Source organism: Sphingomonas sp. IBVSS2, assembly GCF_002127225.1.
Lineage (GTDB): Bacteria > Pseudomonadota > Alphaproteobacteria > Sphingomonadales > Sphingomonadaceae > Sphingomonas.
The window spans coordinates 745,130-770,571 of sequence record NZ_NFUR01000002.1 but is presented as its reverse complement, the minus strand read 5'-3'; the positions used below and the strand labels follow the sequence as shown (position 1 = coordinate 770,571).

30 protein-coding genes are annotated in these 25,442 nt (G+C 66.8%); 14 read left to right on the top strand and 16 right to left on the bottom strand.

Annotation, left to right across the window (positions count from 1 at the left end):
• Positions 1 to 43 precede the first annotated feature (43 nt).
• The 4 genes from CAP40_RS09730 to CAP40_RS20770 all read left to right on the top strand — a co-directional run bounded on the left by CAP40_RS09730 (position 44) and on the right by CAP40_RS20770 (position 2,630).
• Positions 44 to 526 carry a peroxiredoxin gene (locus CAP40_RS09730; RefSeq protein WP_086129161.1) on the top strand — a complete coding sequence of 161 codons (483 nt, stop codon included), beginning with the start codon at positions 44 to 46 and terminating at the stop codon, positions 524 to 526.
• Positions 527 to 603: 77 nt separating this feature from the next.
• Positions 604 to 858 (top strand): hypothetical protein, encoded by a 255-nt coding sequence (locus tag CAP40_RS09725; protein ID WP_086129159.1) that lies wholly within the window; start codon positions 604 to 606, stop codon positions 856 to 858.
• Positions 859 to 958: 100 nt separating this feature from the next.
• Complete coding sequence (locus CAP40_RS09720) at positions 959 to 2,404, top strand: AMP nucleosidase (protein WP_086129156.1); 1,446 nt, start codon at positions 959 to 961, stop codon at positions 2,402 to 2,404.
• Between the two features lie 94 nt (positions 2,405 to 2,498).
• Positions 2,499 to 2,630, top strand: a complete 132-nt coding sequence (locus CAP40_RS20770) for a hypothetical protein (RefSeq protein ID WP_256924113.1) — start codon at positions 2,499 to 2,501, stop codon at positions 2,628 to 2,630.
• A 62-nt stretch (positions 2,631 to 2,692) separates the two neighbouring features.
• On the opposite strand, the gene CAP40_RS09715 is transcribed toward CAP40_RS20770, so the two are convergent.
• The 4 genes from CAP40_RS09715 to CAP40_RS09700 form a co-directional block, all read right to left on the bottom strand.
• Positions 2,693 to 3,433, bottom strand: coding sequence for an SIMPL domain-containing protein (locus CAP40_RS09715; RefSeq protein WP_086129153.1), 741 nt, complete (start codon positions 3,431 to 3,433; stop codon positions 2,693 to 2,695).
• Positions 3,434 to 3,486: 53 nt separating this feature from the next.
• Entirely contained in the window at positions 3,487 to 5,322 is a 1,836-nt protein-coding gene (locus tag CAP40_RS09710) for a M2 family metallopeptidase (protein WP_086129150.1), read from the bottom strand.
• A 61-nt stretch (positions 5,323 to 5,383) separates the two neighbouring features.
• A complete protein-coding gene (locus CAP40_RS09705) occupies positions 5,384 to 6,148 on the bottom strand; it encodes an alpha/beta fold hydrolase (RefSeq protein ID WP_256924112.1) in 765 nt (254 codons plus the stop codon).
• A complete protein-coding gene (locus CAP40_RS09700) occupies positions 6,129 to 6,572 on the bottom strand; it encodes a GFA family protein (protein WP_086129147.1) in 444 nt (147 codons plus the stop codon). The genes CAP40_RS09705 and CAP40_RS09700 overlap by 20 nt, the downstream gene beginning before the upstream one ends.
• Positions 6,573 to 6,669: 97 nt before the next feature.
• On the opposite strand from CAP40_RS09700, the gene CAP40_RS09695 reads away from it, so the two are divergent.
• From CAP40_RS09695 to CAP40_RS09685, 3 genes are read left to right on the top strand one after another with little or no spacing between them, the layout of a single operon-like run.
• Entirely contained in the window at positions 6,670 to 7,116 is a 447-nt protein-coding gene (locus tag CAP40_RS09695; protein WP_086129417.1) for a MarR family winged helix-turn-helix transcriptional regulator, read from the top strand.
• Entirely contained in the window at positions 7,109 to 8,212 is a 1,104-nt protein-coding gene (locus tag CAP40_RS09690; RefSeq protein WP_086129145.1) for an HlyD family secretion protein, read from the top strand. The genes CAP40_RS09695 and CAP40_RS09690 overlap by 8 nt, the downstream gene beginning before the upstream one ends.
• A gap of 1 nt (position 8,213) precedes the next feature.
• Complete coding sequence (locus CAP40_RS09685) at positions 8,214 to 9,833, top strand: DHA2 family efflux MFS transporter permease subunit (protein WP_086129142.1); 1,620 nt, start codon at positions 8,214 to 8,216, stop codon at positions 9,831 to 9,833.
• On the opposite strand, the gene CAP40_RS09680 is transcribed toward CAP40_RS09685, so the two are convergent.
• Positions 9,757 to 11,157, bottom strand: a complete 1,401-nt coding sequence (locus CAP40_RS09680; RefSeq protein WP_256924111.1) for a DUF418 domain-containing protein — start codon at positions 11,155 to 11,157, stop codon at positions 9,757 to 9,759. The genes CAP40_RS09685 and CAP40_RS09680 overlap by 77 nt on opposite strands.
• A 137-nt stretch (positions 11,158 to 11,294) precedes the next feature.
• On the opposite strand from CAP40_RS09680, the gene CAP40_RS09675 reads away from it, so the two are divergent.
• Complete coding sequence (locus CAP40_RS09675; protein WP_086129140.1) at positions 11,295 to 11,951, top strand: hypothetical protein; 657 nt, start codon at positions 11,295 to 11,297, stop codon at positions 11,949 to 11,951.
• Positions 11,952 to 12,010: 59 nt separating this feature from the next.
• Here the strand turns inward: CAP40_RS09675 and CAP40_RS09670 are convergent, their stop codons facing one another.
• Positions 12,011 to 12,448, bottom strand: a complete 438-nt coding sequence (locus CAP40_RS09670; protein ID WP_256924110.1) for a GFA family protein — start codon at positions 12,446 to 12,448, stop codon at positions 12,011 to 12,013.
• 1 nt (position 12,449) lies between these two features.
• Complete coding sequence (locus CAP40_RS09665; RefSeq protein ID WP_086129137.1) at positions 12,450 to 13,478, bottom strand: aspartate-semialdehyde dehydrogenase; 1,029 nt, start codon at positions 13,476 to 13,478, stop codon at positions 12,450 to 12,452.
• 162 nt (positions 13,479 to 13,640) lie between these two features.
• Between CAP40_RS09665 and CAP40_RS09660 the strand changes: the two genes are divergently transcribed.
• The 4 genes from CAP40_RS09660 (at position 13,641) to CAP40_RS09645 (ending at position 16,023) form a co-directional block, all read left to right on the top strand.
• Positions 13,641 to 15,083: a patatin-like phospholipase family protein gene (locus CAP40_RS09660; protein WP_086129135.1), complete on the top strand. Its 1,443-nt coding sequence runs from the start codon at positions 13,641 to 13,643 to the stop codon at positions 15,081 to 15,083.
• A 57-nt stretch (positions 15,084 to 15,140) separates the two neighbouring features.
• On the top strand, positions 15,141 to 15,377 hold the full coding sequence (locus tag CAP40_RS09655) for a hypothetical protein (RefSeq protein WP_144034299.1): 237 nt from the start codon (positions 15,141 to 15,143) through the stop codon (positions 15,375 to 15,377).
• 101 nt (positions 15,378 to 15,478) lie between these two features.
• Positions 15,479 to 15,715, top strand: a complete 237-nt coding sequence (locus CAP40_RS09650) for a hypothetical protein (RefSeq protein WP_086129129.1) — start codon at positions 15,479 to 15,481, stop codon at positions 15,713 to 15,715.
• 80 nt (positions 15,716 to 15,795) lie between these two features.
• Positions 15,796 to 16,023: a hypothetical protein gene (locus CAP40_RS09645; RefSeq protein WP_086129126.1), complete on the top strand. Its 228-nt coding sequence runs from the start codon at positions 15,796 to 15,798 to the stop codon at positions 16,021 to 16,023.
• A gap of 52 nt (positions 16,024 to 16,075) precedes the next feature.
• Here the strand turns inward: CAP40_RS09645 and CAP40_RS09640 are convergent, their stop codons facing one another.
• Positions 16,076 to 18,298 (bottom strand): S9 family peptidase, encoded by a 2,223-nt coding sequence (locus CAP40_RS09640; protein ID WP_086129125.1) that lies wholly within the window; start codon positions 18,296 to 18,298, stop codon positions 16,076 to 16,078.
• 197 nt (positions 18,299 to 18,495) lie between these two features.
• Here CAP40_RS09640 and CAP40_RS09635 point away from each other — a divergent pair, with 197 nt between their 5' ends.
• The gene (locus CAP40_RS09635; RefSeq protein WP_179188027.1) at positions 18,496 to 19,986 is read left to right on the top strand and encodes a S41 family peptidase; all 1,491 of its coding nucleotides are present in this window, start codon (positions 18,496 to 18,498) and stop codon (positions 19,984 to 19,986) included.
• 67 nt (positions 19,987 to 20,053) lie between these two features.
• On the opposite strand, the gene CAP40_RS09630 is transcribed toward CAP40_RS09635, so the two are convergent.
• Both CAP40_RS09630 and soxR read right to left on the bottom strand, forming a co-directional pair.
• The gene (locus tag CAP40_RS09630; protein WP_086129123.1) at positions 20,054 to 20,914 is read right to left on the bottom strand and encodes an OmpA family protein; all 861 of its coding nucleotides are present in this window, start codon (positions 20,912 to 20,914) and stop codon (positions 20,054 to 20,056) included.
• Positions 20,915 to 21,066: 152 nt separating this feature from the next.
• Positions 21,067 to 21,534, bottom strand: coding sequence for a redox-sensitive transcriptional activator SoxR (gene soxR, locus CAP40_RS09625; RefSeq protein WP_086129122.1), 468 nt, complete (start codon positions 21,532 to 21,534; stop codon positions 21,067 to 21,069).
• Positions 21,535 to 21,612: 78 nt separating this feature from the next.
• Here soxR and CAP40_RS09620 point away from each other — a divergent pair, with 78 nt between their 5' ends.
• The gene (locus CAP40_RS09620) at positions 21,613 to 21,990 is read left to right on the top strand and encodes a VOC family protein (RefSeq protein WP_086129121.1); all 378 of its coding nucleotides are present in this window, start codon (positions 21,613 to 21,615) and stop codon (positions 21,988 to 21,990) included.
• A 144-nt stretch (positions 21,991 to 22,134) separates the two neighbouring features.
• Here CAP40_RS09620 and rplS read toward each other — a convergent pair whose 3' ends face one another.
• The 6 genes from rplS to CAP40_RS09590 form a co-directional block, all read right to left on the bottom strand.
• Entirely contained in the window at positions 22,135 to 22,521 is a 387-nt protein-coding gene (gene rplS / locus CAP40_RS09615) for a 50S ribosomal protein L19 (RefSeq protein ID WP_086129120.1), read from the bottom strand.
• Positions 22,518 to 23,255 carry a tRNA (guanosine(37)-N1)-methyltransferase TrmD gene (gene trmD / locus CAP40_RS09610; protein ID WP_086129119.1) on the bottom strand — a complete coding sequence of 246 codons (738 nt, stop codon included), beginning with the start codon at positions 23,253 to 23,255 and terminating at the stop codon, positions 22,518 to 22,520. Before trmD ends, rplS begins: the two co-directional genes overlap by 4 nt.
• Positions 23,252 to 23,626 (bottom strand): type II toxin-antitoxin system VapC family toxin, encoded by a 375-nt coding sequence (locus CAP40_RS09605; protein ID WP_256924109.1) that lies wholly within the window; start codon positions 23,624 to 23,626, stop codon positions 23,252 to 23,254. Before CAP40_RS09605 ends, trmD begins: the two co-directional genes overlap by 4 nt.
• Complete coding sequence (locus CAP40_RS09600; RefSeq protein WP_086129117.1) at positions 23,623 to 23,910, bottom strand: AbrB/MazE/SpoVT family DNA-binding domain-containing protein; 288 nt, start codon at positions 23,908 to 23,910, stop codon at positions 23,623 to 23,625. Before CAP40_RS09600 ends, CAP40_RS09605 begins: the two co-directional genes overlap by 4 nt.
• A 90-nt stretch (positions 23,911 to 24,000) precedes the next feature.
• Positions 24,001 to 24,828 carry a TIGR04222 domain-containing membrane protein gene (locus CAP40_RS09595; RefSeq protein WP_086129116.1) on the bottom strand — a complete coding sequence of 276 codons (828 nt, stop codon included), beginning with the start codon at positions 24,826 to 24,828 and terminating at the stop codon, positions 24,001 to 24,003.
• Between the two features lie 5 nt (positions 24,829 to 24,833).
• Entirely contained in the window at positions 24,834 to 25,412 is a 579-nt protein-coding gene (locus CAP40_RS09590) for a hypothetical protein (protein ID WP_179188026.1), read from the bottom strand.
• Positions 25,413 to 25,442: the final 30 nt, after the last annotated feature.

Here is a 25,442-nt window from a genome sequence, read left to right as displayed (position 1 = left end):
AGCCGATTGGGGCATGCGACTCATCATTCCCGAGGAGAGTAGAATGACCATCCAGGTTGGCGACCGCATTCCCAGCGTAAATTTCGTCAAGGTTACCGAGGGCGGCCCCGAGCAGACCAGCTCGGACGATTTCTTCGCCGGCCGCAAGGTCGCGCTCTTCTCGGTGCCGGGCGCCTTCACGCCCACCTGCTCGGCCAAGCACCTGCCGGGCTTCGTGGAGAAGGCCGAGGAGATCAAGGCGAAGGGCGTGGACGAGATCGCCTGCACCGCCGTCAACGACGCGTTCGTGATGGGTGCCTGGGGCCAGGCGAGCGGCGTGGCCGGCAAGGTGACGATGCTCGCCGACGGCAATGGCGACTTCCCCAAGGCGCTGGATCTCACCATGGACGGCGCGAAGTTCGGCATGGGCACGCGGGGCCAGCGCTTCTCGATGCTGGTGAACGACGGCGTGGTCGAGCAGCTCCATGTCGAGGCGCCGGGCCAGTTCGAAGTCAGCTCGGCCGAATATCTGCTCGGCAGGCTGTGATCCGAACATGACGGCGTAACGGAACCGCGAAGGGCTCGCCGGAGTTGATCCGGCGAGCTTTTCAGAAAGGGACCGACATGGCCGATACCGAAACTGCCAACGCACTTCCCGAGACGATCGAGGAAGCCAAGGAAGAAGCGAAGAGCTTCCTTGCCCAGGCGCAGGAAGCGATCGGCGATGCGGTGGACGCCACCGTCGCCGCGGTGAAGGAACACCCGATCGCCGCGGCCGGCATCGCCGCCGGAGTCGCTGCCGCCGTGGGCGGTGCCGCCTATGCCGCCACCCAGCTGGGCGGCGACAAGGAAGCGGCGCCCGCCAAGCCGAAGAAATAGGAAAAATTTCCCTCCCCTATGGGGGAGGGCGAGGCCTGGGCCGGGCCCTGTTCCGGCCCATGGTCTTGCCAGCGTCATCTTTGCGCTCTAGCCCTCGAAGATGACTAAAGCTTCCGATATCGTCGCCGATCTCGAGCGCCTCTACAACGCCTCGGTCGATCGCCTCAAGGCCGCCCTGAACCGCTATATCAACGACGGCACGCCGCCGAGCCCGGAGGATCGGGCCGATGGCAGCTTCGCCTATCCCGAGCTGCGCCTCACCTATCGCGGCGGCGAGGAGCGCGGCCGCCCTGCCCCGCGCCGCTCGTTCGGCCGGCTGGTCGAGGAAGGCGAGTATCGCATCTCGGTCACCCGCCCGGCGATGTTCAGCCGCTACCTCACCGAGCAGCTGACCTTCCTGATCGAGGACTATGACGTCGAGGTCCATGCCGTCACCGGGCGGCAGGAGATCCCCTTCCCCTATGTCCTCGATCCCGGCCACATCGCCAACATGGACCAGATCTCGGTCACCGAGCTGGGCCGCCATTTCCCGGCGACCGAGCTGGCGCATATCGGCGACGAGATCGCCGACGGGCTGTGGATGTCGACCGACGACACCCGCCCGCTCGCGCTGTTCGACGCGCTGCGCACCGATTTCTCGCTGGCCCGGCTACGCCACTATACCGGCACCCCGGTCGAGCATTTCCAGCAGTATATCCTGTTCACCAACTATCACCGCTATGTCGACGAGTTCGTCCGCTGGGCGGTGGAGCAGCTCGGCGAGGGAAGCCGCTTCACCGGCGTCTCGGGCGCGGGCGGCATCCTGGTCGAGCCCGGGGACGATACCGACCGGCTGCTGAACGACACCTCGGCCTGGCGGCGGCACCAGATGCCGGCCTATCACCTGATGGCCGCCGACGGATCGGGCATTACCCTGGTCAACATCGGCGTCGGCCCGTCCAATGCCAAGACGATCACCGATCACCTGGCGGTGCTGCGTCCCGAGGCGTGGCTGATGATCGGACATTGCGGCGGCCTGCGCCCCAGCCAGCGGATCGGCGACTATGTCCTCGCCCATGCCTATCTGCGCGACGACCATATCATGGACGACGTGCTGCCGCCCGAAATCCCGATCCCGGCGATCGCCGAGGTGCAGCTCGCCCTCGCCCGCGCCGCCGAGACGGTCTCGGGCCAGTCCGGCGAGGAGCTCAAGCAGCGGCTGCGCACCGGCACCATCGTCACCACCGACGACCGCAACTGGGAGCTGCGCTATTCCAAGTCGGCGCTGCGCTTCTCGCTGAGCCGCGCGGTCGGCATCGACATGGAATCGGCCACGCTGGCGGCACAGGGTTACCGGTTCCGCGTGCCCTATGGCACGCTCCTCTGCGTCTCGGACAAGCCGCTCCACGGCGAGCTGAAGCTGCCCGGCCAGGCCAACCGCTTCTACGAACGCGCCATTGCCGAGCACCTCAAGATCGGCATCGAGACCTGCGAGGAGCTGCGCCGCGAGGGGCCGCGCCTCCATTCGCGCAAGCTGCGCGCGTTCAACGAGCCGCCGTTCCGATGAGCCTCCCCCCGTCGTCCCCGCGCGGGCGGGGATGACGGATCGGGAAGCGACCTGTGCTACACTTGGTGCGTTGAGCCCGTTGAGGAGACGAGCGATGATCGATCCCGAGGAAACACAGGAAGAACCGCCCCGCGCGCACCAGCCCGACGGCACCGACAGTTCGGCCGAATGGGACGCGCAGATCGCTGACGAGAGCATGATCCCGGACAGCGATCCGCCGGCCTGACCCTCCAGCCGTCATCCCGGCTTTCGCCGGGATGACGGCTGGGATGCGGAGGCACGAAAGGATCAGCGGCTCAGCTGGAACTCCACCGACAGGTTGGCGTTCACCGTCACCGTGTCCGACGCCGCGCCCTGCTTGCCCGCGAACATGCCGATGAGTTGCAGGAAGAAGCTCATCGAGCCGGCGACCATGTCCTGCTTCTCGCTGATCCGCGCGATCGCGGCGCGGCGCAGGCCCAGCGTGGCGGCATAGGCGTCCGCTTCGGCGCGGGCCTTGGCAAGGGCATCGGCCTTGGCCTGGCGCGTCGGCCCGACATAATCGTCGAGCAGCGCGATCACCTCATCGGCCATCTTCCCGCTATTGGCCTCGGCGACGGGACCGGCGGCGGTCGCCGCGGCGCGGCTGGGCGCATCGAAGAAGACCGTCTCGGTCGCCGTCGACTGGGGCTTTTCATTCCCATCGACGGTGTCGAGCGCGAAGCTGGGCTTGCCATGCCCGGTAAAGGCGCCGACGAGGCTGGCGAGCGGATTGGCGCTGGCGCCCTCCAGCGGCTTCCCCTCGCGAATGCCCTTCGCGGCGAGCGCCTGGACCAGCCTGGCGCGGTTCGCCGCGAGCGCCGCTTCCGCCGCCTTGTCGTCCGCCCCCTTGCCGGTGACCTTCACCGAGAAGCGGAAGCGATTGGCGGGCACCTTGGCCTCGCCCGTGGCGACGATCTCCACCGTCACCGGGCCGTCCGCCGGCGCCGACTGGGCCATTGCAGCCTGGGGTAGCGTGATCATGGCGAGAGCAAGTGCGTATCTGAGCATTTCCGGACCTCCCTATGCAAAAGGGGCGAGCCCTGCGGCCCGCCCCCCGAAGATCACCAACCCTGAGGCTGGCCCTTGTTCTGCTGGTCGAGCCACTTCTTCAGCGGCGCGAAATATTCCGCCATCGCCTTGCCCGAGATCTCGCGCGTGCCGGTGAATTCCTGCAGCGCGTCGGGCCAGGGCTTGGAAGCGCCCATCTGCAGCATCTTGTCGAGCTTCGCGCCCACTTCCTTGTTGCCGTAGAAGGAGCAGCGATGGAGCGGGCCCTTCCAGCCCGCCTGATCGCACGCCGCCTTGTAGAACTGGAACTGAAGCACCCGCGCCAGGAAATAGCGGGTATAGGGCGTGGTCGCCGGGATGTGGAACTTTGCGCCCGGATCGAACCTGGTCTCGTCGCGCGTCACGGGCGGCACGATGCCCTGATATTGCAGGCGCAGCTTGTCCCAGCCGGCCTGATAGCCGTTCGTGGGGATCTGGCCCGAGAACACACCCCAGCGCCATTTGTCGACGAGCAGGCCGAAGGGCAGGAACGCCACCTTGTCCATCGCCTGGCGGAGCAGCAGGCCGGTATCCTTGTCGGCGCTCGGCACCTGGCTCTTGTCGAGCAGGCCAATCTGCACGAGGTAATCGGGCGTGATCGACAGCGCGATGAAGTCGCCGATCGCTTCGTGGAAGCCGTCGTTCGCGCCGTCAAGATACAGCGCTGGCTGCTTGTTGTAGGCGCGCTGATAGTAATTGTGGCCGAGTTCGTGATGGATGGTCACGAAGTCGTCGGCATTGACCTTGATGCACATCTTGATGCGCAGGTCGTCGACATTGTCGATGTCCCAGGCCGAGGCATGACACACCACTTCGCGGTCCGCGGGCTTCACGAACTGCGAGCGTTCCCAGAAGCTTGCGGGCAATTCCTTGAAGCCAAGCGAGGAGTAGAAGCCCTCGCCCGCCTTCACCATCCTGTGCGAGTCATAGCCCTTGGCCTTGAGCAGCTCGCCCACGTCATAGCCAACGCTGCCCGATCCGGCCGGGGCGACGATGTCGTAGATATTGCCCCATTCCTGCGCCCACATGTTGCCGAGCAGATCGGCGCGGATCGGGCCCTTGTCGGCCTGGACGGCATCGCCATATTTCTGGCTGAGCTTGTGGCGCACATAAGTGTGCAGCGCGACGTAGAGCGGCTTCAGGTCGTTCCAAATCTTGTCGGTCATCGCCGCAAAGGCATCCGGATCCATGTCGTAGCCCGAGCGCCACATCGCGCCGACATCGGCATAGCCGAGCCCCTTCGCGCCTTCATTGGCGATGCCGACCAGCTTGGCATAGTCGGGACGCATCGGCGCGCCGACATTGTCGTTCCAGCTGACCCACATTTCCTTCAGCTTGGCGGGATCGCGCTCCTCGCCCATCGCGGCCTCGATGTCGGAGCCGTTGATCGGCTTGCCGTTCAGCGTGCCCTTGCCGGCACCGTACATGCCGGTGATCTTGGCCGAGAGCGCTGCCAGCTCGTCCGCCGCGCCGGCACGGACCGGGGCGGGCAGCACGATCTTGTTGCGGAGCATGCCGAGCTTGCGGCTGGTGTCGTAATCGAGCCCGGCGACATTGGCGAACTTCGCCGCGCCCAGCGCCAGATCGACCTGGAGCTTGGTGAGCGCCGCGCCTTCACGGGCGGTCAGCGTCTCGGTGTCGGGCGTGATATAGGTCTCGTAGACCCATTCGGCGCGCGAGGCGACGACGCCCTGCGCGAACAGCTTCGCCTCGGCATCGGCGACAAAGGCCTTGGCGTCGGCGGCGCTGGGCGCGGCCTGGGCGGTTTCGCCGTCACGGTCGCGCGCGCCCAGCGGCGCGGCGGCGAGCAGCGAGGCGAGCGCGAGCATCGAGATGCCGGTGCGGATCATGTACGGAATTCCCCTCGGATTTTCTGGATGGCGGAGACGATGCGCGCGCCCCGCCGGCCGGTCAAGCCGCGAAGAAATCGGCAATCGCGCGCCCCAGTTCGGGCCGGGTGACGGCGCTCATATGGTTGCCGGGAATCTCCACGAAGGTGGCGTGCGGGAGCAGGTCCGCCAGCTCGTGCGCCGAGCCGTTGTGATCGTCCTCGGCCCCGGCAACGACGAGCGTCTCCTCGGTGAGCCGCGCCAGATGCTCCTCCTGCGTGTCGACAAAGGTGTCGAGGATCGGCAGCAGCGCCGCGGGATCGGCCTTGGTGGTCCTGAGGAAAGCTTCGGTCAGCCACTCGCTCGAGCCGCGCTCGAAGCTGCCGAGGTTGGTGAGCACGCGGCGGAAATAGGTGCCGGTGCGCGAAGCGGCGACGATGCCCGCCAGGCCCATGCCGGCCAGCATCACCTTGCGCGGCGTGGCGCCGCCGTCGACGATCATCCGCACCGTGGTGCGCGCGCCCAGCGAATAGCCGCCCAGATCATAGTCGGCGAGGCCGAGATGCGCGACCAGCGCCAGCGCGTCGCGCATCGTCACGTCGGGCGGATAGCTGGCCGCGTCGTGCGGCGCCGCGCTCTGCCCATGGCCGCGCAGGTCCGGCATGATCACCCGGAAGCCCTTCTCCGCCAGCTTCGCGGCATGGCCGTACTTGATCCAGTTGACGTCCGCCGTGGAGGCATAGCCGTGGATCAGCATCGCATCCCTGCCCTGCCCCATCTCGGTCCAGGCGAGCTCGACGCCGTCGAAGCTGCGGAAGCGGTGCGTTTCAGTCGGGAAGTTTGCCAACGGAGTCCATCCAGCGCTTGACGAGTTGGGGATTGTCGTCGGTCCGGTATCGGGTGAGGCCGGTCGTGTCGAGCCACTGTTCGTGCATGCTCTCCACGCCGAAATGATGGACCGGGCGGAAGCGATGCGGCGCGTCGAAGCTGCCCACCGTCAGGTCCATGTTCGCGCTGTCCGGGAACTCGAAGCTGAGCGGCGTGCCGCACGCACTGCAGAAGCCGCGGACGGCGATCGGCGACGAGGCGTGGCGATCGGGCTCGCGCTCCCAGCGCACATCGGCCTTTTTCAGGTTCTTGAACGCGATCGAGACGCCACCGGTGGCGCGCTGGCACATGCGGCAATGGCAGAGATAGGCGTCGTCGTCCGCCACCCGCGCCACATAGCGCACCCGCCCGCACTGGCATCCGCCGGTCATTTCCTCCGCCATGCTTCGCCCTCCTGTTTCGCGCATTGCAATTGATGCGTCGCACAATGCAATCACGTTGCCGATTGAAATCTATGAGTATGCTTATTATGTGCCGCGTATGACCGAGAGTCTGGGCTTCCTTCTTAGCGATGTCTCGCGCCTGTTGCGCCGCCGTTTCGACGAGCGGGCGCGCACCAGCGGCGCGAGCGTGGCGCAGTGGCGGGTCCTCAAGATCCTGGCGCGCAGCCCCGGCCTCAACCAGGGGCAGCTCGCCGAGGCGCTCGAAGTGGAGCCGATCACGGCATGCCGGATGATCGACCGGCTGGAGGAAGCCGGCTTCGTCGAGCGCCGCCGCGATCCCGCCGATCGCCGCGCCTGGCGCATCCACCTGACCGACAAGGCCGCGCCGGTGCTCGACGAGCTCCATGTGCTCGCGGCCGATCTGATCGAAGAGACGCTTCAGGGGTTCAGCACCCGGCAGCGCGAGGAACTGATCGCGGCGCTCGAGGGGCTCCGCGCGAACCTTACCACCGTTCAAGAGGGCAATGAGGCCGCACATGGCTGACGCAGATCCGAAGATCGAGAAGTCCGAAGAGACCAAGATCACCATCCCGACCGAAGGCACGACCGTGCCCGAGGCGCCGGCGGCCAAGCCGAAGCGCAGCCTGCTGCGCCCGCTGCTGATGTTCGGCGTGCCGGCGATCCTGCTCGCGGTCATGGGCTATTTCTATTTCACCGGCGGCAACAGCGTCTCCACCGACAATGCCTATGTCCAGCAGGACAAGAGCTCGGTCTCGACCGATGTCGGCGGCCGCATCGTCGAGGTGGGCGTGAAGGAGAACCAGGCGGTCAAGGCCGGTGACCTGCTCTTCCGTATCGATCCCGCGCCCTATCGGATCGCCGTGTCGCAGGCCCAGGCCGCGATCGCCGCGGCACAGGTGCAGCTCAACACCGACGAGGTGAGCTACCAGGGCAAGGGCGCGGACATCCAGGCCGCGCACGACGCGATCCAGAATGCCCAGGAGAATTACGACCGCCAGAACGCGCTGATGAAGCAGGGCTTCACCACCCGCGCCAACTTCCAGTCCGCCCAGCACGCGCTGGAACAGGCCCGCGCCCAGCTCCAGAACGCCCAGGCGAGCGCCGCCGAGGCGCGCGCCAAGATCGCCACCGGCGCAGCGGTGCCCGGCGAGAACCCGGCGATCGCCGCCGCCCGCGTCCAGCTCGCCAAGGCGCTGCTCGACCTGCAGCGGACCGAGGTGCGCGCGCCGGTGAGCGGCATCGTCAGCCAGACGCAGAGCCTGCAGGTGGGCCAGCAGATGATCACCGGCCTCGCCGCCGTGACGATCGTCTCCGACAGGCCGGCCTGGGTCGCCGCGAACTTCAAGGAGACCGACCTGAACAAGATGCGGGTCGGCCAGTGCGCGGTCGTCAGCCTCGATGCCTATCCGGGCCTGAAGCTGAAGGGCCATGTCGAATCGCTGGGCGCCGGCACCGGTTCGGAATTCTCGGTACTCCCCGCCCAGAACGCCAATGGCAACTGGGTGAAGGTCACCCAGCGCGTGCCGGTGCGCATCGCGATCGACGACAAGAGCCCGCGCGCGCTGATCGCCGGCCTCTCCGCCGATGTGAAGGTGGTGTTCAAGGGCGCGTGCAACTGAAATGGCGACGGCAGCCCCCGGCCGCGCCACCAGGGCGGGTGAGGCGTCTCCCCCCACGCCTCCCCGCCCGCAAGCCGCCCCTCCGGGCGGCGGCGGGGCCGCCCTCCCCGTAAAGTACAAGGGCCTGCTCACGCTCGGCGTGATGATGGCGACGATCATGCAGATCCTCGACACGACGATCGCCAACGTCGCCATCCCGCACATGCAGGCGTCGCTCGGCGCCACCCGCGACACGATCAACTGGGTGCTGACGAGCTATATCGTCGCCTCGGCCATCGCGATCCCGATCACCGGCTGGCTCTCCGACCGGATCGGCTCGCGCAACCTGTTCCTGATCGCCACCGTCGGCTTCGTCATCGCCTCCGCCATGTGCGGCGCGGCGCAGACGCTGGAGGAGATGGTTGCCTTCCGTATCCTCCAGGGCATCACGGCGGCGTTCCTCAACCCCCTGAGCCAGACGGTGATGCTCGACATCAACGCGCCCAAGGACCAGCCCAAGGCGATGTCGATCTGGGGCATGGGCATCATGGTCGGCCCGATCATGGGCCCGCTGATCGGCGGCTATCTCACCGACAATTTCAACTGGCGCTGGGTGTTCTACGTGAACCTGCCCGTCGGCGTGGTGTGCTTCGCCATCCTGTGGTGGCTGCTGCCCTCGCGCCCGATCCGCAGGCGCTCGTTCGACATCTTCGGTTTCACCCTGCTCTCGCTGGGCATCGCCTCGCTCCAGCTGATGCTCGATCGCGGGCAGGACCAGGACTGGTTCTCCTCGACCGAGATCTGGATCGAGATGCTCGTCGCCGTGATCGCGCTGTGGATGTTCGCCGTCCACCTGTTCACCGCGAAGAACCCGATGTTCGAGCGCGAGCTGTGGAAGCATCGCAACCTGGTGACCGGCATCTTCTTCATGCTGGTGATCGGCCTGGTGATGATGGCGACGATGGCGCTGCTGCCGCCGATGCTGCAGAATCTCTACGGCTATTCGGTGTTCCAGACCGGCATGCTGCTGATGCCGCGCGGCTTCGGCGTGGTGATCACCATGTTCGTCGGCGCGCAGCTGATCCAGCGCGGCTGGCTCGATCCGCGCTGGTCGGTGGGGATCGGCCTCACCATCGCCGCCCTTTCGCTATGGGAAATGTCGGGCTGGACGCTCGAGATGGGCAGCACGCCCTTCATCGTCTCGGGCTTCGTCCAGGGCCTGGGCCTTGGTCTCGTGTTCATGCCGCTGAACGGCCTCGCCTTTGCCGGCCTGCCCCCGCATTTCCGCACCGAGGGCTCGAGCCTGCTCAACCTGACCCGCAACATCGGCGCGTCGGTGGGCATATCGGCGGTGAGCGCGATCCTCGCGCAGAACATCCAGCGCAGCCACCAATATCTGGGCGAGCACGTCACCGCGACGACGATGAACGGCCTGGGCTCGCTGGTGCAGGGCATGGGCCAGCAGGGCGCGATGGTCACCGGGCTGATCGACGCCGAAGTGAACCGGCAGGCGGCGATGATCGCCTATCTCAACGATTTCTGGCTGATGGCGATCGTCACCGCGGTCAGTGTGCCGCTGGTGGTGCTGCTCCAGAAGCCGGGCGGGAAAGTGGAGAACGATCCGGCTGCGGCGGGACACTAGGCGCCGCCCGCAGCATCGGCTGCCACTGCACATAGGCCAGGCTGCGCCACGCCCATTCGAGCGGGCCGCTGACAAAGTGGCGCATCCACAGATTGGCGAAGGCGACCAGCAGGACGATCCCGACCGTCGAGATCGCCGCCATCTGCGCCCAGCCGAACCTGCCCCACAGGTCGAAGCCCCAGGGCGCGAACAGGATGTACATCCCCACGATCTGCTGGAGGAAATAGAGCGAGAAGGCCATGCGGCCGGGCGCCTTGAACACGCCCAGCGCGGCGGCGCCCGCGCGGCTCTTCACCAGCAGGTTGACCAGGGCGAGATGGCCGAGCCCGATCGCGATGCGCGCGAACTCGCCGGTGATCCACAGGCTCCGCGGACCCGGCGCGAAGCTGAGCGTCTCCGCCAGCCCGATCGCGCGGGCGGTAAGCCCGAAGCCATAGCCGGCGACCAGCAGCCACAGATAGAAGCGCGCGCTCCTCAGCCCCTGGATCACGCCCCATTTCCACAGCGCGACGCCGATCAGCATCGTGCAGAACGCCTCGAACACGTCCCAGAGCAGCCATTCGTCTGCGAGATAGCTCCAATAATGCCAGGCATTCTTCGCATAGGGCAGCCAGCCGCCCTGATGCGCCTGGCGCTCGCGGGCGACCGCGGCGGGATCGGGCGCGTGCATGGCCAGCCGGCGCCACTCGGCGCGCGCGGCAGCATCGGCGGGGGCCGGCGCCTCCCCTGCCCGCGCCCTCGCCTCGGCCGCCTCTACCCGCTGGGACAGCTCGGTCCGCGCGACATATTCGCGCGCGCCATATTCGGGGATGCCGAGCCCGGTGAGCACCGCCCAGCCCAGCCCCAGCGCGACCAATGTCTTCGGCCCCAAAGTGCGGAAGGGGAACAGGAACAGCGCGGCGAGCGCGTATATGTGCAGGATGTCGCCGGGCCAGAGCAGCACGAACACGTCGAACAGGCCGAAGGCGAGCAGCCACAGGTTGCGCCGGTAATAGAGATCGGCGACCGCCACCGGCCCCTCGGGCGTCATCGCCTTGCGGGCCAGCACCATCATGCCCGCGCCGAACAGGAATTCGAGCATGCAGCGTTGCGTGCCCGCGAAGAACAGGTTCACCGCCACCCAGGCATCGCGGTCCACCGGCGTCCAGCCGATCAGCCGGACGTCGGCCGAGAAGGTCCAGACGCTCGCCGCCATATAGGGCACGTTGATGTAGAAGATGCCCAGGATCGCCAGCCCGCGCAGCATGTCGAGCACGTCGATGCGGGCCTTGCCGCGCACGGGCGCCAATCCGGCATTGCTCGTTTCCACCACCACGCGGCCCACCCGTAAGAAGCCCCTCTTCTACCGCCGATCGGTCAATTCCCGGTAAAGACGCCATTCGCCCTACGGTTTGCGCCTCGCCGCAACGTCTCGCCCAAGGCACCGATCCCCGCTATGATCGGCGCAACGGGAAGAGGGGAATGCAGATGCGGATCAAGATGCTCGCCATGGTTTCCGCCGCGCTCGCGCTGGGCGCCGCCGCCCCGCCGCGCCCCGCCCCCATCGAGCAGCTCGACGTCGCGCTGCACGAGCTCACGCCCAGCGGCGCGCAGTTCACCGTTGCCACCATCCCGGCCGAGGAGCGCGGCGTCTTCGCCCGCGCCCGGGCCGATCGGATCGAAGTGGATCCGGACGCGCTGACGCTGGTCGAGGACCGGCAAAGCGCCCGGGCGCTCGCCGCGCTACTGCTCAGCTATTATGCGATGCCCGATCCGGACCGGGTCTCGCACGGGCCATCCCGGATCGGCAGCATGGCCGCCGCGGCGGGCATGATCCTGCTGGGCACCCAGGTGATCGATCCGATGGACGACAAGGCGTACAGCCGCGAAGATCGCCAGCGCAAGATCGGCGGCATCGGCTGGTTCCCCCCGGCGCGCACCGAGACGGGCGACGGCCCCATTCGCGCCTCGCGCCTGGTGGCGATGCTGAACCAGGCCGGTGGCTGCTCGGGCCCGCTCGCCGACCTGCTGGACGATGCGGAAAAGCTGGGCAACCGCGAGGCGGCCAGCCTGGCCCGCCGCATCCGCAAGGACCTGGGCCGCTCGATCTACCCGCCCGACTATAGCTGCGACGGCTGAGGCCGGGCGGAGCGCCCCCGGGGCCATGGCTCGACCCGTTGAGGATATCGGTTCCCAGCCTAACCCGGAAACAGCAGCGCCACGAATTCCGCCATCGGGGCGCTTTCGGGCCATTGCGGCACGTCGTCGGCGATGACGATCCAGGGCTGCTTGCGCTTGACCCAGATATGCGCGCGCGGGACGAGCCCGTCGCTGCGATCGAGCGTGCCAGCGCGGAGTATCGCAACGTCCGGCCAGGCGCTGTTGCGGTTGTAGATGCGCGTATGGCAGGTGCCGCAGACGAACTGGCGCGATAGCGATCCGCCGGTGTTGGTGAAGCAGTACTCCACCATCGGCCCCGCGGCCGCCAGCGCCTCCGCGCGCACCGGCGCCTGCTGGGCAAAGGCGCTGCCCGCCCAGCTCTGGCATTTCAGGCAATGGCAGCAATAGACGGCCGGCAGATCGTCCATCGCCAGCGTGTAGCGGACGGCGCCGCAACGGCAGCCGCCCGCGATCACGTCAGGCCGCCTTTTTGAGGTGGCGACGGCCGAGCAGCTCGGCGATCTGCACTGCGTTCAGCGCCGCGCCCTTGCGGAGATTGTCCGATACGCACCAGAGCGACAGGCCGTTCTCGACCGTCGAATCCTCGCGCACGCGGCTGATGAAGGTCGCATATTCGCCGACGCACTCGATCGGCGTGACGTACCCGCCGTCCTCATGCTTGTCGACGAGCATCACCCCCGGCGCCTCGCGCAGGATGTTCTTCGCCTGCTGGGCCGAGATCTCGTCCTCGAACTCGATGTTGATCGCTTCCGAATGGCCGACGAACACCGGCACGCGCACGCAAGTGGCGGTGACCTTGATCTTCGGATCGAGGATCTTCTTGGTCTCGACCACCATCTTCCACTCTTCCTTGGTCGAGCCGTCGTCGAGGAAGCTGTCGATGTGCGGGATCACGTTGAAGGCGATCTGCTTGGTGAACTTCTTCGGCTCGGCCTGGTCGCCGACGAAGATGTTGCGGCTCTGCTCGAACAGCTCGTCCATGCCCGCTTTGCCCGCGCCGGAGACCGACTGATAGGTGGCGACGACCACGCGCTTGATCTTCGCGGCATCGTGCAGCGGCTTGAGCGCCACCACCATCTGCGCGGTCGAGCAGTTCGGATTGGCGATGATGTTGCGCGCCTTGTAGCCGTCGATCGCCTCCGGGTTCACTTCGGGCACGATCAGCGGCACGTCCGGATCCATGCGATAGAGCGACGCATTGTCGATCACCGTGCAGCCGGCGGCGGCGAACTTCGGCGCGTAGAGCTTCGAGCCTTCCGAGCCGATCGCGAACAGCGCGATGTCCCAGCCCGCCGGGTCGAAATGCTCGATGTTCTGGACTTTGTAGGTTTTGCCGGTCTCGCCGAAGTCGATAATATCGCCGGTCGAGCGCGACGAGGCCAGCACGGCCAGATCGTCGATCGGGAATTCCCGCTCGGCCAGGATGTTCAACATTTCGCGCCCGACATTGCCGGTGGCGCCTGCGACGACGACACGGTAGCCCATCACATACTCCAGGGTGGAAACTGGGGCCGCGCTACGCCTATCGGTGCAGGTGCGCAAGCAAGGGCTGCTTGTTTCACGGCATGGCTCCGCTTTGGGCGATTTCGCGGGAGACAAGTTTCACGCAATTTTGTTACGCATCGACGAAAGAGCGGAAGGGGGACGATGCGGCGCATTCTGACGATCCTGCTGATGGGGCTGAGCCTGGGCAGCTGCGCGATGAAGGGGGCGCTCAAGCTCGATTGCGCCAATTTCGCCACGTTCATCCATCCGATCGAGCTGGCGCCGCTGGAGCGCCAGATCCGCGCGCTCGACCTGGAGACGCTGCCCCCCGCCCAGCGCGAGCTCGCCAACCGGCTCGCCGCCGCGGAGATCGCGCGCCTGCGCGACGATCCCGTCTTCCTGGCCGCGCGCCCCGCGCCGGAGCGGCCCGTGCTGCTGCTCTCCGGCGGCGGCCAATGGGGTGCGTTCGGCGTCGGGCTGATGAACCAGCTGGTCGAGAACCGGCAATTCCCCGATTTCGCCGTGGTGACCGGCGTGAGCACGGGCGCGCTCCAGTCGCTGTTCGTCGGCGCGGGGCTCGACCGGCAGGACGGCGAAGGCGCGGCGATCCGCCAGGCGCTGGCCGCAGCTTATTCGCCGGCCAGGGAAAGCGACATCGTCGATCGCGAGGGGCTGCAGGCGATGGCGGCGATCAACGGCGCGCTGGCCAATCTGAAGCCGCTCAGGCGCCGCTTCGAGCAGCACATCTGCCCGGCGATCTACGACCCGAAATCGCCCGCGGGCCGGGCAGGCACCTGCATCGTCAGGACGCTCCGCGATGCGAAGGGCCGCAAGGTCCTGCTCGGGCTGATCGAGGCCAATTCGGGCGAGTTCGGCTATATCGACGTGCAGGAGCTGCTCGCGCCCTATGGCGACGGCGCGGCGGACCTCGCGCGGGCCACGCAATGCCTGGCGGGCGCGGCACTCGCCTCGGCCGCGGTGCCGGTCTTCTACCAGCAGGTGCGAGTGGACGGGAAAACCTATTATGACGGCGGGGTGCGCCAGTCGGTGTTCCTTGCTTCGGTGGCGGACGCCCAGCGGCTGGCGGGTGCGCTGGTGCGCAAGGAGCGCGCCCGGCTGCTGGGCCGCCAGCCCGAAGGCGCGGCACCCGTGCCGGGCGAGATCTACGTCATCCGCAACGGCCCCACCTGGCTGCCGCCCGACCAGCCGGTGATGCCGGGCTATCCCGCCGATATCGACACCCATGCCGATGCCCTGCGCGCCGCCCAGCGAAGCGAGGCGATCATGGTCAACCAGCTGGAGATCGGCGCGATCGCGGCGCTGCGGCTCAGCCGCCCGGGCGGCGCGATCTGGTTCGTCAGCGCGGACGGTTATCGCAACTACACGCCGACCTATGACGCCGGCACCCGGTGCGGGCCGCTCAAGGAAGCGGCGCGCGGGGCGATGTTCGTCCCCGCCTTCATGCGCTGCATGATGGACTATGGCCGCAACCGCGCCACCGGCGGCGAGCCCTGGGTGGACCTGTGCCATTACGACGGCACCGAGACGCGCGCGGTATGCGGACGGCCCGACGGGACGATGCCGGGTGCCGTGGGACGGCGCTAACCCGGCATTTCCACCTGAGGAATATGCGCGGAATATTCGCAAGAGGAGGAGATGGGCATGACCGAAGAAAACGAAGACCAGCTGCAGACGACTTCGGGCTGGGGCACGATGCGCGTGCGGATCCATGGCGCAACCGGTGACGAAATAGTGAAGCTGATGGAGGATACCACTCGATTCCTGCGCAGCCACGAACCCTTTCAAGGGCCTGATGATGCTGAAAATCTGGAGATAATGTTCAAGCGCCCCGATCTCGACGATTTCGTCATCGTCAGCGCAACTCTCAGGAGCAGGTAGGTGACGAGAAACGGCGGCCGGCGGCGAACTCGCCCGGCCGCCATGGGGCGGCGCCAGCCTGTCCTTTCCGTCCAGGGGCATTCGAGGAGAAGGAAACGACCATGACCGACGAAAGCGAAGACCAGCCGGCGATGGTTTCGGGCCGGACCGCACTCCGCGTGCGGATCCACGGCGCGAGCGGCGACCAAATAGTGAGGCTGATGGAGGATACCACTCGGTTCCTGCGCAGCCACGAACCCCTTAAAGGGCCTCATGATGCTGAAGATCTGGAGATGTCTTTCAAGCGCCCCGATCTCGGCGATTTCGTCATCGTCAGCGCAACTCTCAGGAGCAGGTAGGTGGCCGCGATGGGCCGGCGCCAGCCTGTCCCTTCGGTCCAGGGGCCATGCGCGGAACATTCGAGGAGGAGGAAACGAGCATGACCGAAGAAAGCGAAGGCCGGCTGGAGATGGTTTCGGGCCGGGGCGCGATCCGCGTGCGGATTCAGGGCGTGAAGATCAACGAAGCGGTGCAGTTGCTGGAGGATACCGCCCAGTTCGTGCGCAGCCAGGAGCCCCATCTCGTCGGGGCCGATGAGGATGAGCTGGAAATGATGTTCAAGCGCACCGCTCTCGGCGATTTCGTCATCGTCAGCATCGGCAGATGACGCGGAACGGCGGCCGGCGACGATGTCGCCCGGCCGCCGCCGATCGGACGCCCTAGTTCTTCGCCCCGGTCTTCCGATCCAGGAAGTCGAGGATGGTGTTCCACAGGTGCACGCTGATGCCCGGGCCGCCGACCTTGTGGGTGTGGCCGGGGTAGAACATCATCTCGAACGGCACCTCGGCGCGTTGCAGCGTCGCCGCCAGCGCGGTGCTGTTCTCGAACACCACATTGTCGTCCGCCATGCCGTGGATCAGCAGCATCGGATCGGCGATCTTCGCAGCCTCGCCGATATTGTCCGACGCCTTATAGGCTTCCGGCACCTTGTTGGGATCGCCCATGTAGCGCTCGGTATAATGGGTGTCGTACAATTCCCACTTGGTCACCGGCGCCCCGGCCACGCCCGCGGCGAACACGCCCGGCGCCTTTTCCAGCAGCTTCAGTGTCATGTAGCCGCCATAGGACCAGCCATAGGTGACGACCTTGTTCGCATCCACATAGGGAAGCGTCTTCAGATAGTTGGCGCCGGCCACCTGGTCCTCGACCTCGACCGAGCCCATGGCGTGCCAGATCTGGCTCTCGAAATCGACGCCGCGATTGGCCGAGCCGCGATTGTCGAGCTGGAACCAGATATAGCCGCGCGAGACCAGATATTGCGGGAGCGCGCCGCCCCAGGCCTTGCTCACCTGCTGCGCATGCGGGCCGCCATAGTGCTGGAAGAACACCGGGTATTTCTTCCCCGGCTCCAGCTTCGGCGTGATCATCTCCCAGTGCAGCACCGAGCCGTCGGCCGCCTTGATCGTGCCGAAGCTGCGCTCGCGATGCGCCGCGAGATAGGCGTTGTAGGGATGATCCGCGGCAGTGACCGCATTCTCGTTCACCCAGGCGATGCGCTTGCCCGACGCATCGGCCAGATAGGTCTGGGCGGGCTGGTTCGGGTTCGAGCGCTTGATAATCGCATGGGTGCCCGACAGGTCCATCGTCGCCTCGTTCCACCAGCCGGCCTCGGTGAGGCGGGTCACCGCGCCACCCTTTCGATAGTCGACCGAATAGAGGTGCCGCTCGAGCACGCCGTCCTTGTTGCCGAGGAAGAAGACGCGTCCCTTGGCCTCGTCCACGCCGACGATGTCGGGCGTCACTTCCCAGTCGCCCTTGGTCAGCTGGGCGAACTTGCCCTTGGCGAAGCGATAGAGATGGCCATGGCCGTCGCGCTCCGACCACCAGAGCAGGCTGCCGTCGGCAAGCGGCGTGAGCGCCTTGGAGAGGTTCACCCAGCTCCTGGCCCGCGCCTTCTCGCTGAACAGCAGGGTCGACTTGCCGGTGGCCGGATCGACCTGGAGCAGGTCGAGCACGGTCTGCTCGCGATTCTGGCGCTGGACGTAGAGCGTCCTGCCGTCCTGCGACCAGTCGACCCGGGCGAGATAGATATCCGCATCGGCGCCGAGATCCACGCTCACCTTGTGGCCGCCGCTCGGGTCCATCACGTAGAGCGCGACCTTCGCATTGGGCGTGCCGGCCTTGGGATAGCGTTGCTGGAAGAGCTGCGTGCCTTCGGCACCGATCGCGGCGCGGGTGACGATGCCCACCGGCGCCTCGTCGAAGCGTTCGACCGCGACATATTTGTCGTCCGGCGACCACCAATAGCCGTTGAACCGCGCCATTTCCTCCTGCGCAACGAATTCGGCCTCGCCCCAATGGACGGTGCCCTGGCCATCGTCGGTGATCGGACGCGGCTCGCCGCCGGCCACGCCCATCACGACCAGGTTCTGGTCCTGCACCCAGGAAACATAGCCGCCGGCCGGGCTGATCTCGGCATTGAGCTTGGGGCCGGGCCTGGCGGGCAGCCTGACGATGTTGCCGTCGAGCCCCGCGCGATAGAGCTCGCCTTCCAGCGGCACGAGCACCGACTTGCCATCGGGCGCCCAGTCATAGGCGACGATGCCCTTGCTGCCGCCGATGCGCGCGCGCTCGCGCTGCATCTTCTCGGCCTCCGAAAGCGCGGCGCCGGTGCCGACCTTCTTGGAATCGACGAGCATCCGCCACTCGCCGGTGCGCGTGTCCATCGCCCACAGGTCGAACCGCTCCTTCTCGTCGGCGCGGTTGCGCAGGAGCGTCAGGAACTTGCCGTCGGGCGAAAGCTTGGCGGCGCGGGGCTGCGGTCCGTTCAGATCGGGGCTGGCGAAAACCCGCTCCAGCGTGAGCCCCTTCGTCTGCGCCAAGGCGTTATTCGCCATCAGCGGCGCTCCCAGCATCGCAAGCCCGACCAGCCATTTCCGCATAAACCCCATTCTCCTTGGGGCAGCGTTATTGCGGGGGAACGCGAGGCGGTAAAGCCCCCGCGGGCGAGGCGCACTTCACGAATCTTGCGCGCTCGGGCAATAAAAACACGCGGTACTGTTTCCATTTCATTCGCATGACGTGCCGACCCCGGAACGCCCGGTTGATCCGGGCAACGGACATTGATTACGATGCCGAAATGCAGATCAGACTGGCTCTCGCCCTGCTCGCGACCTTCGCGGCCACGAACTCGATGGCCGCCAATGCCGCTCCGCCGGCGCCTGCGGAATCCGGCTCGCCGTCGACCGTCGCACCGGAGGTTGCCCGATCGGACCTCAAGCTTCTCTACGAAACGCTGCAGGAGGCGCATTTCGATCTCTATGCCCATCGCTCCAAGGCCGAATATGACGCACTCTACCGGACGCTCAGCGACTCCATCCGCGGGCCGATGACCTCGGTTGCAGTCGCGACGATGTTCCAGAAGTTCGTCGCCTATGGGAAGATCGGCCATGCGCGCATCGAAGCGCCGGTGGTCGCGTTCGTGACCTACCTCCAGGGCGGCGGAACGCTGCTGCCGCTGTTCATTCGCGTCGATGGAAACCGGGTCCTGCTGACGGAGCCGGCGGATGATGGCGGCAAGCTGCGCGCCGGCACCGAAATCATCGCGATCGGCGGCAAGCCGGTCCACGACGTCATCGCGCACCTGGGCGGCTACGTCTCCGCGGAGCGGCCATACATGGCCCATGCGCAGATGGAGGAGAGCTTTCCCGTGCTGCTGTGGCTCGACCGGGGACAGGTCGCGTCGATCGAAGTGACGGCGATCGTTGCCGGGCGGCCCCAGACGATCTCGGTTCCCGCACTGACGCTGGCCCAGCGCCGCGCCCTCAACGCAAAATATCCCACCGGGAGCTTCGCCACCGAATTCTCGACCCGGGAATACAAGCCGCTCGGCAACGGGATCGCCTATCTCCGGCCAGGCCCGTTCTTCAACATCGAGCAGCCGGCGGCCGGCTCCGCCCCCTCCTACCAGGCGGCGTCGTTCCTGGCCTTTGTCGACGACAGCTTCCGGAAGATCCTGGCCAGCGGGGCCACGGACCTGATCCTAGATCTGCGGAACAACCCCGGCGGGGACAACAGCTTCAGCGATCCCATGGTCGCCTGGTTCGCTACCCGGCCGTTCCGGTTCACTTCCTCCTTCACCTTGAAGGCCAGCGCGGCCACCAAGGCGGACTATGCCCGCCAGCGCGCCGCCGGGACGCCGATCGATCCGTCCTTCGCCAGCCAGATGGATGCCGAGGCGCGGGCGCCGAACGGCACGCGATACAAATATGATCTTCCCCTCGTCCAGCCACGTGGCGAACCTCGCTTCCACGGGCGGGTGTGGGCGCTGGTCAACCGGCACAGCTATTCGAACGCAACCTCTGTCGCCGCGCTCATTCAGGACTATGGTTTCGGGAAGGTCATCGGAGAGGAAACCGCCGACGTGGCCTCCAACTTCGCGTCCGTGCAATCCTTCACCCTGCCGGGAACGCAGATCGTGGTGACCTATCCCAAGAGCCATTTCGTCCGGCCGAATGGCAAGGACGATGTCTCGGGCGTAACGCCGGACATCGTGATCCCACGGCCGCCGATCGGCGCCGCGGAGGACCTGGTCCTGAAGGAAGCGCTTTCACGCATCCAGCAGCGCTAGGATCCGTCGCCGCCTGCGAACGCACGCATGGAGCCGGGAGCGGCATGCCGCTCCCGGCTCCAGCAGCTTACAGGCCGTCGACGCTCTTGCTGACCAGGACGTTCACCGCAACGCGGCGGTTCTGCGCCTTGCCTTCGGGCGTGTCGTTGCTCGCCGCCGGATCAGCCTTGGCCATGCCGGTCGGCGTCAGCATGCGGTACGGCTTCCATCCGCAGACCTGCTGCAGATAGTTGATGACGCGGCCGGCACGCTTCTCGCTGAGCTCCTGGTTGAAGTCGTCGCTTCCGGTCGAATCCGTATAGCCGACCACCAGCAACAGGGCATTCTCCGTCTGTCCGGCCGAATTCGCGGCGGTACAGAGCTCGGCCTTGTCCTGCGGGGAGATATCCGTCTTGCCGACGTCGAAGTGCACGTTCGTCGTGCTCTTGACGTTGTACTTGTCGATATCGGCCATGCGGCCGCGCAGTGCCTCGGTCGCCGCGGCCTGCTCCTCGAAGCGCTGCGACGTTCCGCTCTGGATCATCGTCGCGGTCCTGAGATCGTTCTTCCTAAGGCTGATCTGGCTTGCCACCAGCACACCGTCCGCCTGCATCGTCTTGACGGTGACCGGCAGTCCGTTGAGCAGCGCGTTCGGGGCCAGCTTGCTGCCGCCGAACAGGCCGCCTCCCGCCTTGACCCGCGTCATGTCGGTGATGGCGATGATCGTGCTTGCGCCATCGGCGGTCGTGACCTTCATCCGGTCGCCGGTGCGCGCGGTGATGACGCCCTTGATTTCGGGCCCTTCGGTCATCGCGGACGGGGCGGGACCGTTCACGACGATATTGGGATCGGGCGCGCTCTGCTGCTGCGCATATGCGCCGCTCGACGCAGATACGGCCAGCATGGCAGCCAGGAAGCGAACCCCCTGCTTTTTGGAAATGACACGCATTGAGCAACCTCCTTCAAATTGCCCCCCACCGGCGCGCCTTGCGTGTTCCGGCAAAGCTGTCCGGCAGATGAACAGGCGTGGAGGAGCCTCCGGCCGAGCGGGTGGTGCGAGCGCAGCGTGCGACGAGCCGATGCGGATGCGGATGCCGCGCCCTAGTCGAGCCCCAGCGCCACCTTGCGCGAGACGAGGATGAAGCGCGGACCGGCGCCGTTCAGCGCGGCGCGGTCGTCCGGATTGTAGAGCGCGCACTTCCTGAGGCTCAGGCAACCGCAGCCGATACAGCCGTCGAGATCGTCGAGCGTGCGCTGGAGCTGCGCCATCTGCACCTCGATCCGCAGGCGGATGGCGCTGCTGATCCGCGCCCAATCCTCGCTTGTGGGCGTGCGCCCCTCGGGCAGCTTGCGCAACTCCTCCGCGATCTGCGGCAAGGTGAGGCCCAGCTGCTGCGCGATCAGCGCGAAGGAGATGCGCCGGATGTCCGAACGCAGGAACCTGCGCTGATTGCCGCGCGTGCGGATCGGATGCACGATCCCCTTCCCTTCGTAGAAGCGCACGGCCGAGACGGCGATGCCCGTACGCGCCGCCAGTTCTCCGATCGTCAGAAGCTCGTTCCCGCGCACCGCGATTTCCTGCTTGACCTCAACTTAGGTTGAGGTTGTAGCTGCTCGCGACATGGCATCCAACCGGAAAGGAAATCCATGTCCCAACCCTATATCGAGCATGTGAACGTGACCGTGCGCAGCCCCGAGCGCGCGGCGAAGCTGCTCGGCGACCTGTTCGACTGGCACGTCCGCTGGGAAGGCCCGGCGCGCGACGGCGGCCGCACCATCCATGTCGGCGACGATCGCACCTATCTCGCGGTCTACACCCCGCCCGAGACGCCCGATCAGGCGACCTTCGAGAAGGGCCGTCCGCTCAACCATGTCGGCATCCTGGTCGACGATCTCGACGAGATCGAGCGCCGCGTCGTCGCGGCCGGGCTGGTCCCGTTCAATCATGCGGATTACGATCCCGGCCGGCGCTTCTACTTTCTCGACCATGACGGCACCGAGTTCGAGATCGTCAGCTACGCCTGAATATCAGGGAAGGCGCCGTTCGCCGGCATGCCGAAGGCGGCGCGCGGTGCGCCGCCCTCCCCCTCTCCCGGGCGGGAGGGAGACAGGAAAAAGGGCGCGGTAGCCATCGCCACCGCGCCCTTTTCAAAACCGCAAAGCCGGAGCTTATTCGGCGGCAACCGCCTCGGTGCGGACGTCGCGACGCTCGGCGATACGCGCCGACTTGCCGGTGCGGCCACGCAGATAATAGAGCTTCGCGCGACGCACGACACCGCGGCGCACCACTTCGATGCTGTCGATGTTCGGCGAATAGAGCGGGAAGACGCGCTCGACGCCCTCGCCGAAGGAAATCTTGCGGACGGTGAACGAGGAACCCATGCCCTTGTTCGAGCGGGCGATGCACACGCCCTCATAGTTCTGGACGCGGGTGCGCTCGCCTTCGACGACCTTCACGCCGACCTTGAGGGTGTCGCCCGGGCGGAACTCCGGAATCTTCTTCGCCGCGTTGAACTTGGCGATCTGCTCGGCTTCGAGCGTCTGGATCAGGTTCATTTCACATCGTCCTGTTTACGTCGCCGCGCGCCAGAGGGAGGTTGGACCCGAGCGCCCTCGTGGCGCTCCCAAAGGTCCGGCCTCCGTAGCCGTGTATCGCTCTCGGCACGGGCGCGTCGCCAGGCCTCGATCTTCGCATGATCCCCCGATCGCAGCACTTCGGGGATCGTGCGCCCTTCCCATTCGACAGGTCGGGTATATTGCGGATATTCGAGCAGCCCCGTTTCGAAGCTCTCGTCCATGCCGCTGGAAGGCGCGCCCATTACTCCGGGAATGAGGCGAATGCAAGCGTCGAGAAGCGTCAGCGCCGCCATCTCGCCGCCCGAGAGGATATAGTCGCCGATCGAGACCTGTTCGATCGCCCGCGCCTCGAACAGTCGCTCGTCGATCCCCTCGAACCGGCCGCACAGGATCACCGCGCCGGGACCGTCGGCCAGCGCACGGACCCGATCCTGCGCCAGCGGCTTGCCGCGGGGCGTCATCGCCAGGATCGGGCGGCCGGGCGCCACGCTGTCGAGCGCGGCGGCGATCACGTCGGCGCGCATCACCATCCCCGCCCCGCCGCCGGCCGGCGTGTCGTCGACCGAGCGATGCCTGTCTGTCGCGAAGTCGCGGATCTGGACGGCCTCCATGCTCCACAGCCCCTCGCGCAACCCCCTGCCCGCGAGCGAGATGCCGAGCGGACCGGGAAACATCTCCGGGTAGAGCGTGAGGATGGTGGCGGCGAAGGTCACAGGGTCCAGTTCTCGATCTTCAATTCGGGAATGTCGGAGAAATCGCGTTCATTGTTGGTCACGAGCGTCAAGTCCAGTGCCAGTGCATGCGCGGCAATGAGCCGATCGAAGCTGCCGCGCCGGAACGGCAAGGTTGCATAGGCGCGGGCGGCGGCTTCATCGAAGGGCAGCAGTTCCACCTGCTCGATCAGCCCATCAAGGGCCTCGGGCGGCGGCGGCCGGCCTCGATTGGACCCCAATGCCAGCTCCGCGAATACCACGACCGAAACGCCGAGGTCGCCGGCATCGCAATCGGCGATTCGCCTGGCAAGGATTTCGGAGCCGCCCGCCAGCATGAGGATGCAGATGTTGGCGTCGAGCAGATATTTCACGTATCGCCCTTCTGCCATCCGGGCCAATCGGGATCGTCCCAGACCCGCGGCGAATCCTCGAACTCCCGCTCCTCGCGAGTCAGCGGCCTGAGCCAGGGGGCCTTGCCCCAGAATTTGCTGATGTCGATCTTGCGCGGAAGGGCCTCCGCAGGCTCCAGCACGAACTTGCCGCTCTCTTCCCGGACGCGCATTTCGGCGCCCTCCTTCAGGCCCAGCGCCTTGGGGAGGCGCAGCGCCAGCGAATTGCCCGACTTGAACACCTTGGCGCGATATTCCTCGCCCATCACCGCCTCCTGTATATACGAGATGTATATACGCGCCATCTGCGCGTCAAGGAGAGCCCCCCCCCCGACGCGCCAGCGAAGGAGCGGCCGTCAGCTCCCGCAACCGCCGCAGCCACCGCCGCCACAGCCCCCTCCGCCGCTGCCGCAACCGCTGCCGCCGCTCCCGCCATCGCTGCTCGAGCTTGCGGCGCGCATCTGGTGGAAGCCGCCCCAGTCCGAGCCGACCAGCACCACGGTGCCGAACAGGGCCACCGCGAGATCGGTCTCGCCGCCGGCAGGAGCCCGACGAAGCCTCTCGCTCCGCACGCGCGCCTCGGCGAGCGCCTCCTGTCCCGCGCGGGTCCGCCGGTCGAGCGCGGCGAAGCGGATCAGCGCGAGGATCGCGGTGACCACCAGCAGCGCGGTGAGATAGCCGACCGGCTTCTCCCGCGCCTCGCCGATCAGCAGCTTGGTGTAGCCGAAGCCGAGCAGCAGGAAATAGGGCAGCGTCTGGAAGACGCGCATCTGCAGCGCGTTCCACCCATCCATCAGCAGCCCGGCGTCGATCAGCCGTTCGCGGATGCGTTCGCCATGCTTGCCCACTGCGCCGGCAACCCGGTCCCAGCTCGCCTCGTCGGGCAGCGCGAGCACGCTGCGCTCGACCGGGGTGCCCCCGCCGATCTGGCTGGGCGTGAACTTGTTCTTGCCCGCCATCGCCAGCTGGCGGGTGGAGAGCAGGCGGGCGGCGACGGTTTCGGCAAGGCGGGTGCCGCCGCCGGCCAGCCAGGCGAGATCTTCGGTATCGATGCGGCGCGGCGTGCGGCCTTCGGGCCTGAGCCAGCGCGGAATGGTGAAGCCGGCGATGATGGTGAGGATCAGCAGCCCGCCATAGAGGATGAGAAACGGCCCGCCGGTGAGATCGAAGGGTCCGAGCGACATAAGTCCTAGCTCCTCAGGAAATACCCCAGGACCAGGGCGGAGAGCGCCGCGAACAGGATCGGCAGCGCGGTCCGGAATGGCCTCCGGGGCACGATGAATGCGTCGCGCGGATGCACGCGGCGCGCCTTGTGGTCCTCGAGCAGTCGCCGCCCCGCGTCGGGCCACAGATCCGCGGGCGGCGTGCCGAAGGCCTGCTCATAGCTGCGCAGCGTCTCGGCATATTGGGTGAAATAGCGATGCCCCTCCGCGCGTCCGCCGGCCGTGGGTCCATGATGGAGCGCGCGGCCGAGCACCTGGGGGCAGAAGCGCTCCCAATAGTCGCGGGTATAGGTGAGGTGCAGGTGCCAGGCTTGGTCGACCTGGTCCGAGGGCGTGACGGGATGATCGGCCGTCACCGCGAGGAAGCAGAAGCGCTTGTATTCCTCGATCACCCGCTCGGCCTCGGCCCCGGTCCATCCATTCTCGCGCGCCAGCCGCGCCGCGAAGCCCAGCTCCGCATCCTCGGGGCCGATGGTGTATTGGGAAAGCGCCGTCCAGACCGGGTGGCCGGTGGAGGTTCGAGACAGACCGGGGGCCTTGCTCATCTAAATTCCCACTAACTCAGTAGGTTTATA

Bases quoted from the DNA above. Each gene is read 5' to 3' on its own strand.
- CAP40_RS09620 (WP_086129121.1), top strand. From the start codon at position 21,613: ATGTCCCAACCCTATATCGAGCATGTGAACGTGACCGTGCGCAGCCCC.
- CAP40_RS20770 (WP_256924113.1), top strand. From the start codon at position 2,499: ATGATCGATCCCGAGGAAACACAGGAAGAACCGCCCCGCGCGCACCAG.
- CAP40_RS09595 (WP_086129116.1), bottom strand. From the start codon at position 24,828: ATGTCGCTCGGACCCTTCGATCTCACCGGCGGGCCGTTTCTCATCCTC.
- CAP40_RS09710 (WP_086129150.1), bottom strand. From the start codon at position 5,322: ATGATCCGCACCGGCATCTCGATGCTCGCGCTCGCCTCGCTGCTCGCC.
- CAP40_RS09660 (WP_086129135.1), top strand. From the start codon at position 13,641: ATGCGGCGCATTCTGACGATCCTGCTGATGGGGCTGAGCCTGGGCAGC.
- CAP40_RS09685 (WP_086129142.1), top strand. From the start codon at position 8,214: ATGGCGACGGCAGCCCCCGGCCGCGCCACCAGGGCGGGTGAGGCGTCT.
- CAP40_RS09720 (WP_086129156.1), top strand. From the start codon at position 959: ATGACTAAAGCTTCCGATATCGTCGCCGATCTCGAGCGCCTCTACAAC.
- CAP40_RS09640 (WP_086129125.1), bottom strand. From the start codon at position 18,298: ATGCGGAAATGGCTGGTCGGGCTTGCGATGCTGGGAGCGCCGCTGATG.
- CAP40_RS09600 (WP_086129117.1), bottom strand. From the start codon at position 23,910: ATGGGCGAGGAATATCGCGCCAAGGTGTTCAAGTCGGGCAATTCGCTG.
- CAP40_RS09655 (WP_144034299.1), top strand. From the start codon at position 15,141: ATGACCGAAGAAAACGAAGACCAGCTGCAGACGACTTCGGGCTGGGGC.
- CAP40_RS09730 (WP_086129161.1), top strand. From the start codon at position 44: ATGACCATCCAGGTTGGCGACCGCATTCCCAGCGTAAATTTCGTCAAG.
- rplS (WP_086129120.1), bottom strand. From the start codon at position 22,521: ATGAACCTGATCCAGACGCTCGAAGCCGAGCAGATCGCCAAGTTCAAC.
- CAP40_RS09715 (WP_086129153.1), bottom strand. From the start codon at position 3,433: ATGCTCAGATACGCACTTGCTCTCGCCATGATCACGCTACCCCAGGCT.
- CAP40_RS09725 (WP_086129159.1), top strand. From the start codon at position 604: ATGGCCGATACCGAAACTGCCAACGCACTTCCCGAGACGATCGAGGAA.
- CAP40_RS09630 (WP_086129123.1), bottom strand. From the start codon at position 20,914: ATGCGTGTCATTTCCAAAAAGCAGGGGGTTCGCTTCCTGGCTGCCATG.
- CAP40_RS09590 (WP_179188026.1), bottom strand. From the start codon at position 25,412: ATGAGCAAGGCCCCCGGTCTGTCTCGAACCTCCACCGGCCACCCGGTC.
- CAP40_RS09675 (WP_086129140.1), top strand. From the start codon at position 11,295: ATGCAGATGCGGATCAAGATGCTCGCCATGGTTTCCGCCGCGCTCGCG.
- CAP40_RS09690 (WP_086129145.1), top strand. From the start codon at position 7,109: ATGGCTGACGCAGATCCGAAGATCGAGAAGTCCGAAGAGACCAAGATC.
- CAP40_RS09650 (WP_086129129.1), top strand. From the start codon at position 15,479: ATGACCGACGAAAGCGAAGACCAGCCGGCGATGGTTTCGGGCCGGACC.
- CAP40_RS09635 (WP_179188027.1), top strand. From the start codon at position 18,496: ATGCAGATCAGACTGGCTCTCGCCCTGCTCGCGACCTTCGCGGCCACG.
- CAP40_RS09665 (WP_086129137.1), bottom strand. From the start codon at position 13,478: ATGGGCTACCGTGTCGTCGTCGCAGGCGCCACCGGCAATGTCGGGCGC.
- CAP40_RS09700 (WP_086129147.1), bottom strand. From the start codon at position 6,572: ATGGCGGAGGAAATGACCGGCGGATGCCAGTGCGGGCGGGTGCGCTAT.
- CAP40_RS09645 (WP_086129126.1), top strand. From the start codon at position 15,796: ATGACCGAAGAAAGCGAAGGCCGGCTGGAGATGGTTTCGGGCCGGGGC.
- CAP40_RS09695 (WP_086129417.1), top strand. From the start codon at position 6,670: ATGACCGAGAGTCTGGGCTTCCTTCTTAGCGATGTCTCGCGCCTGTTG.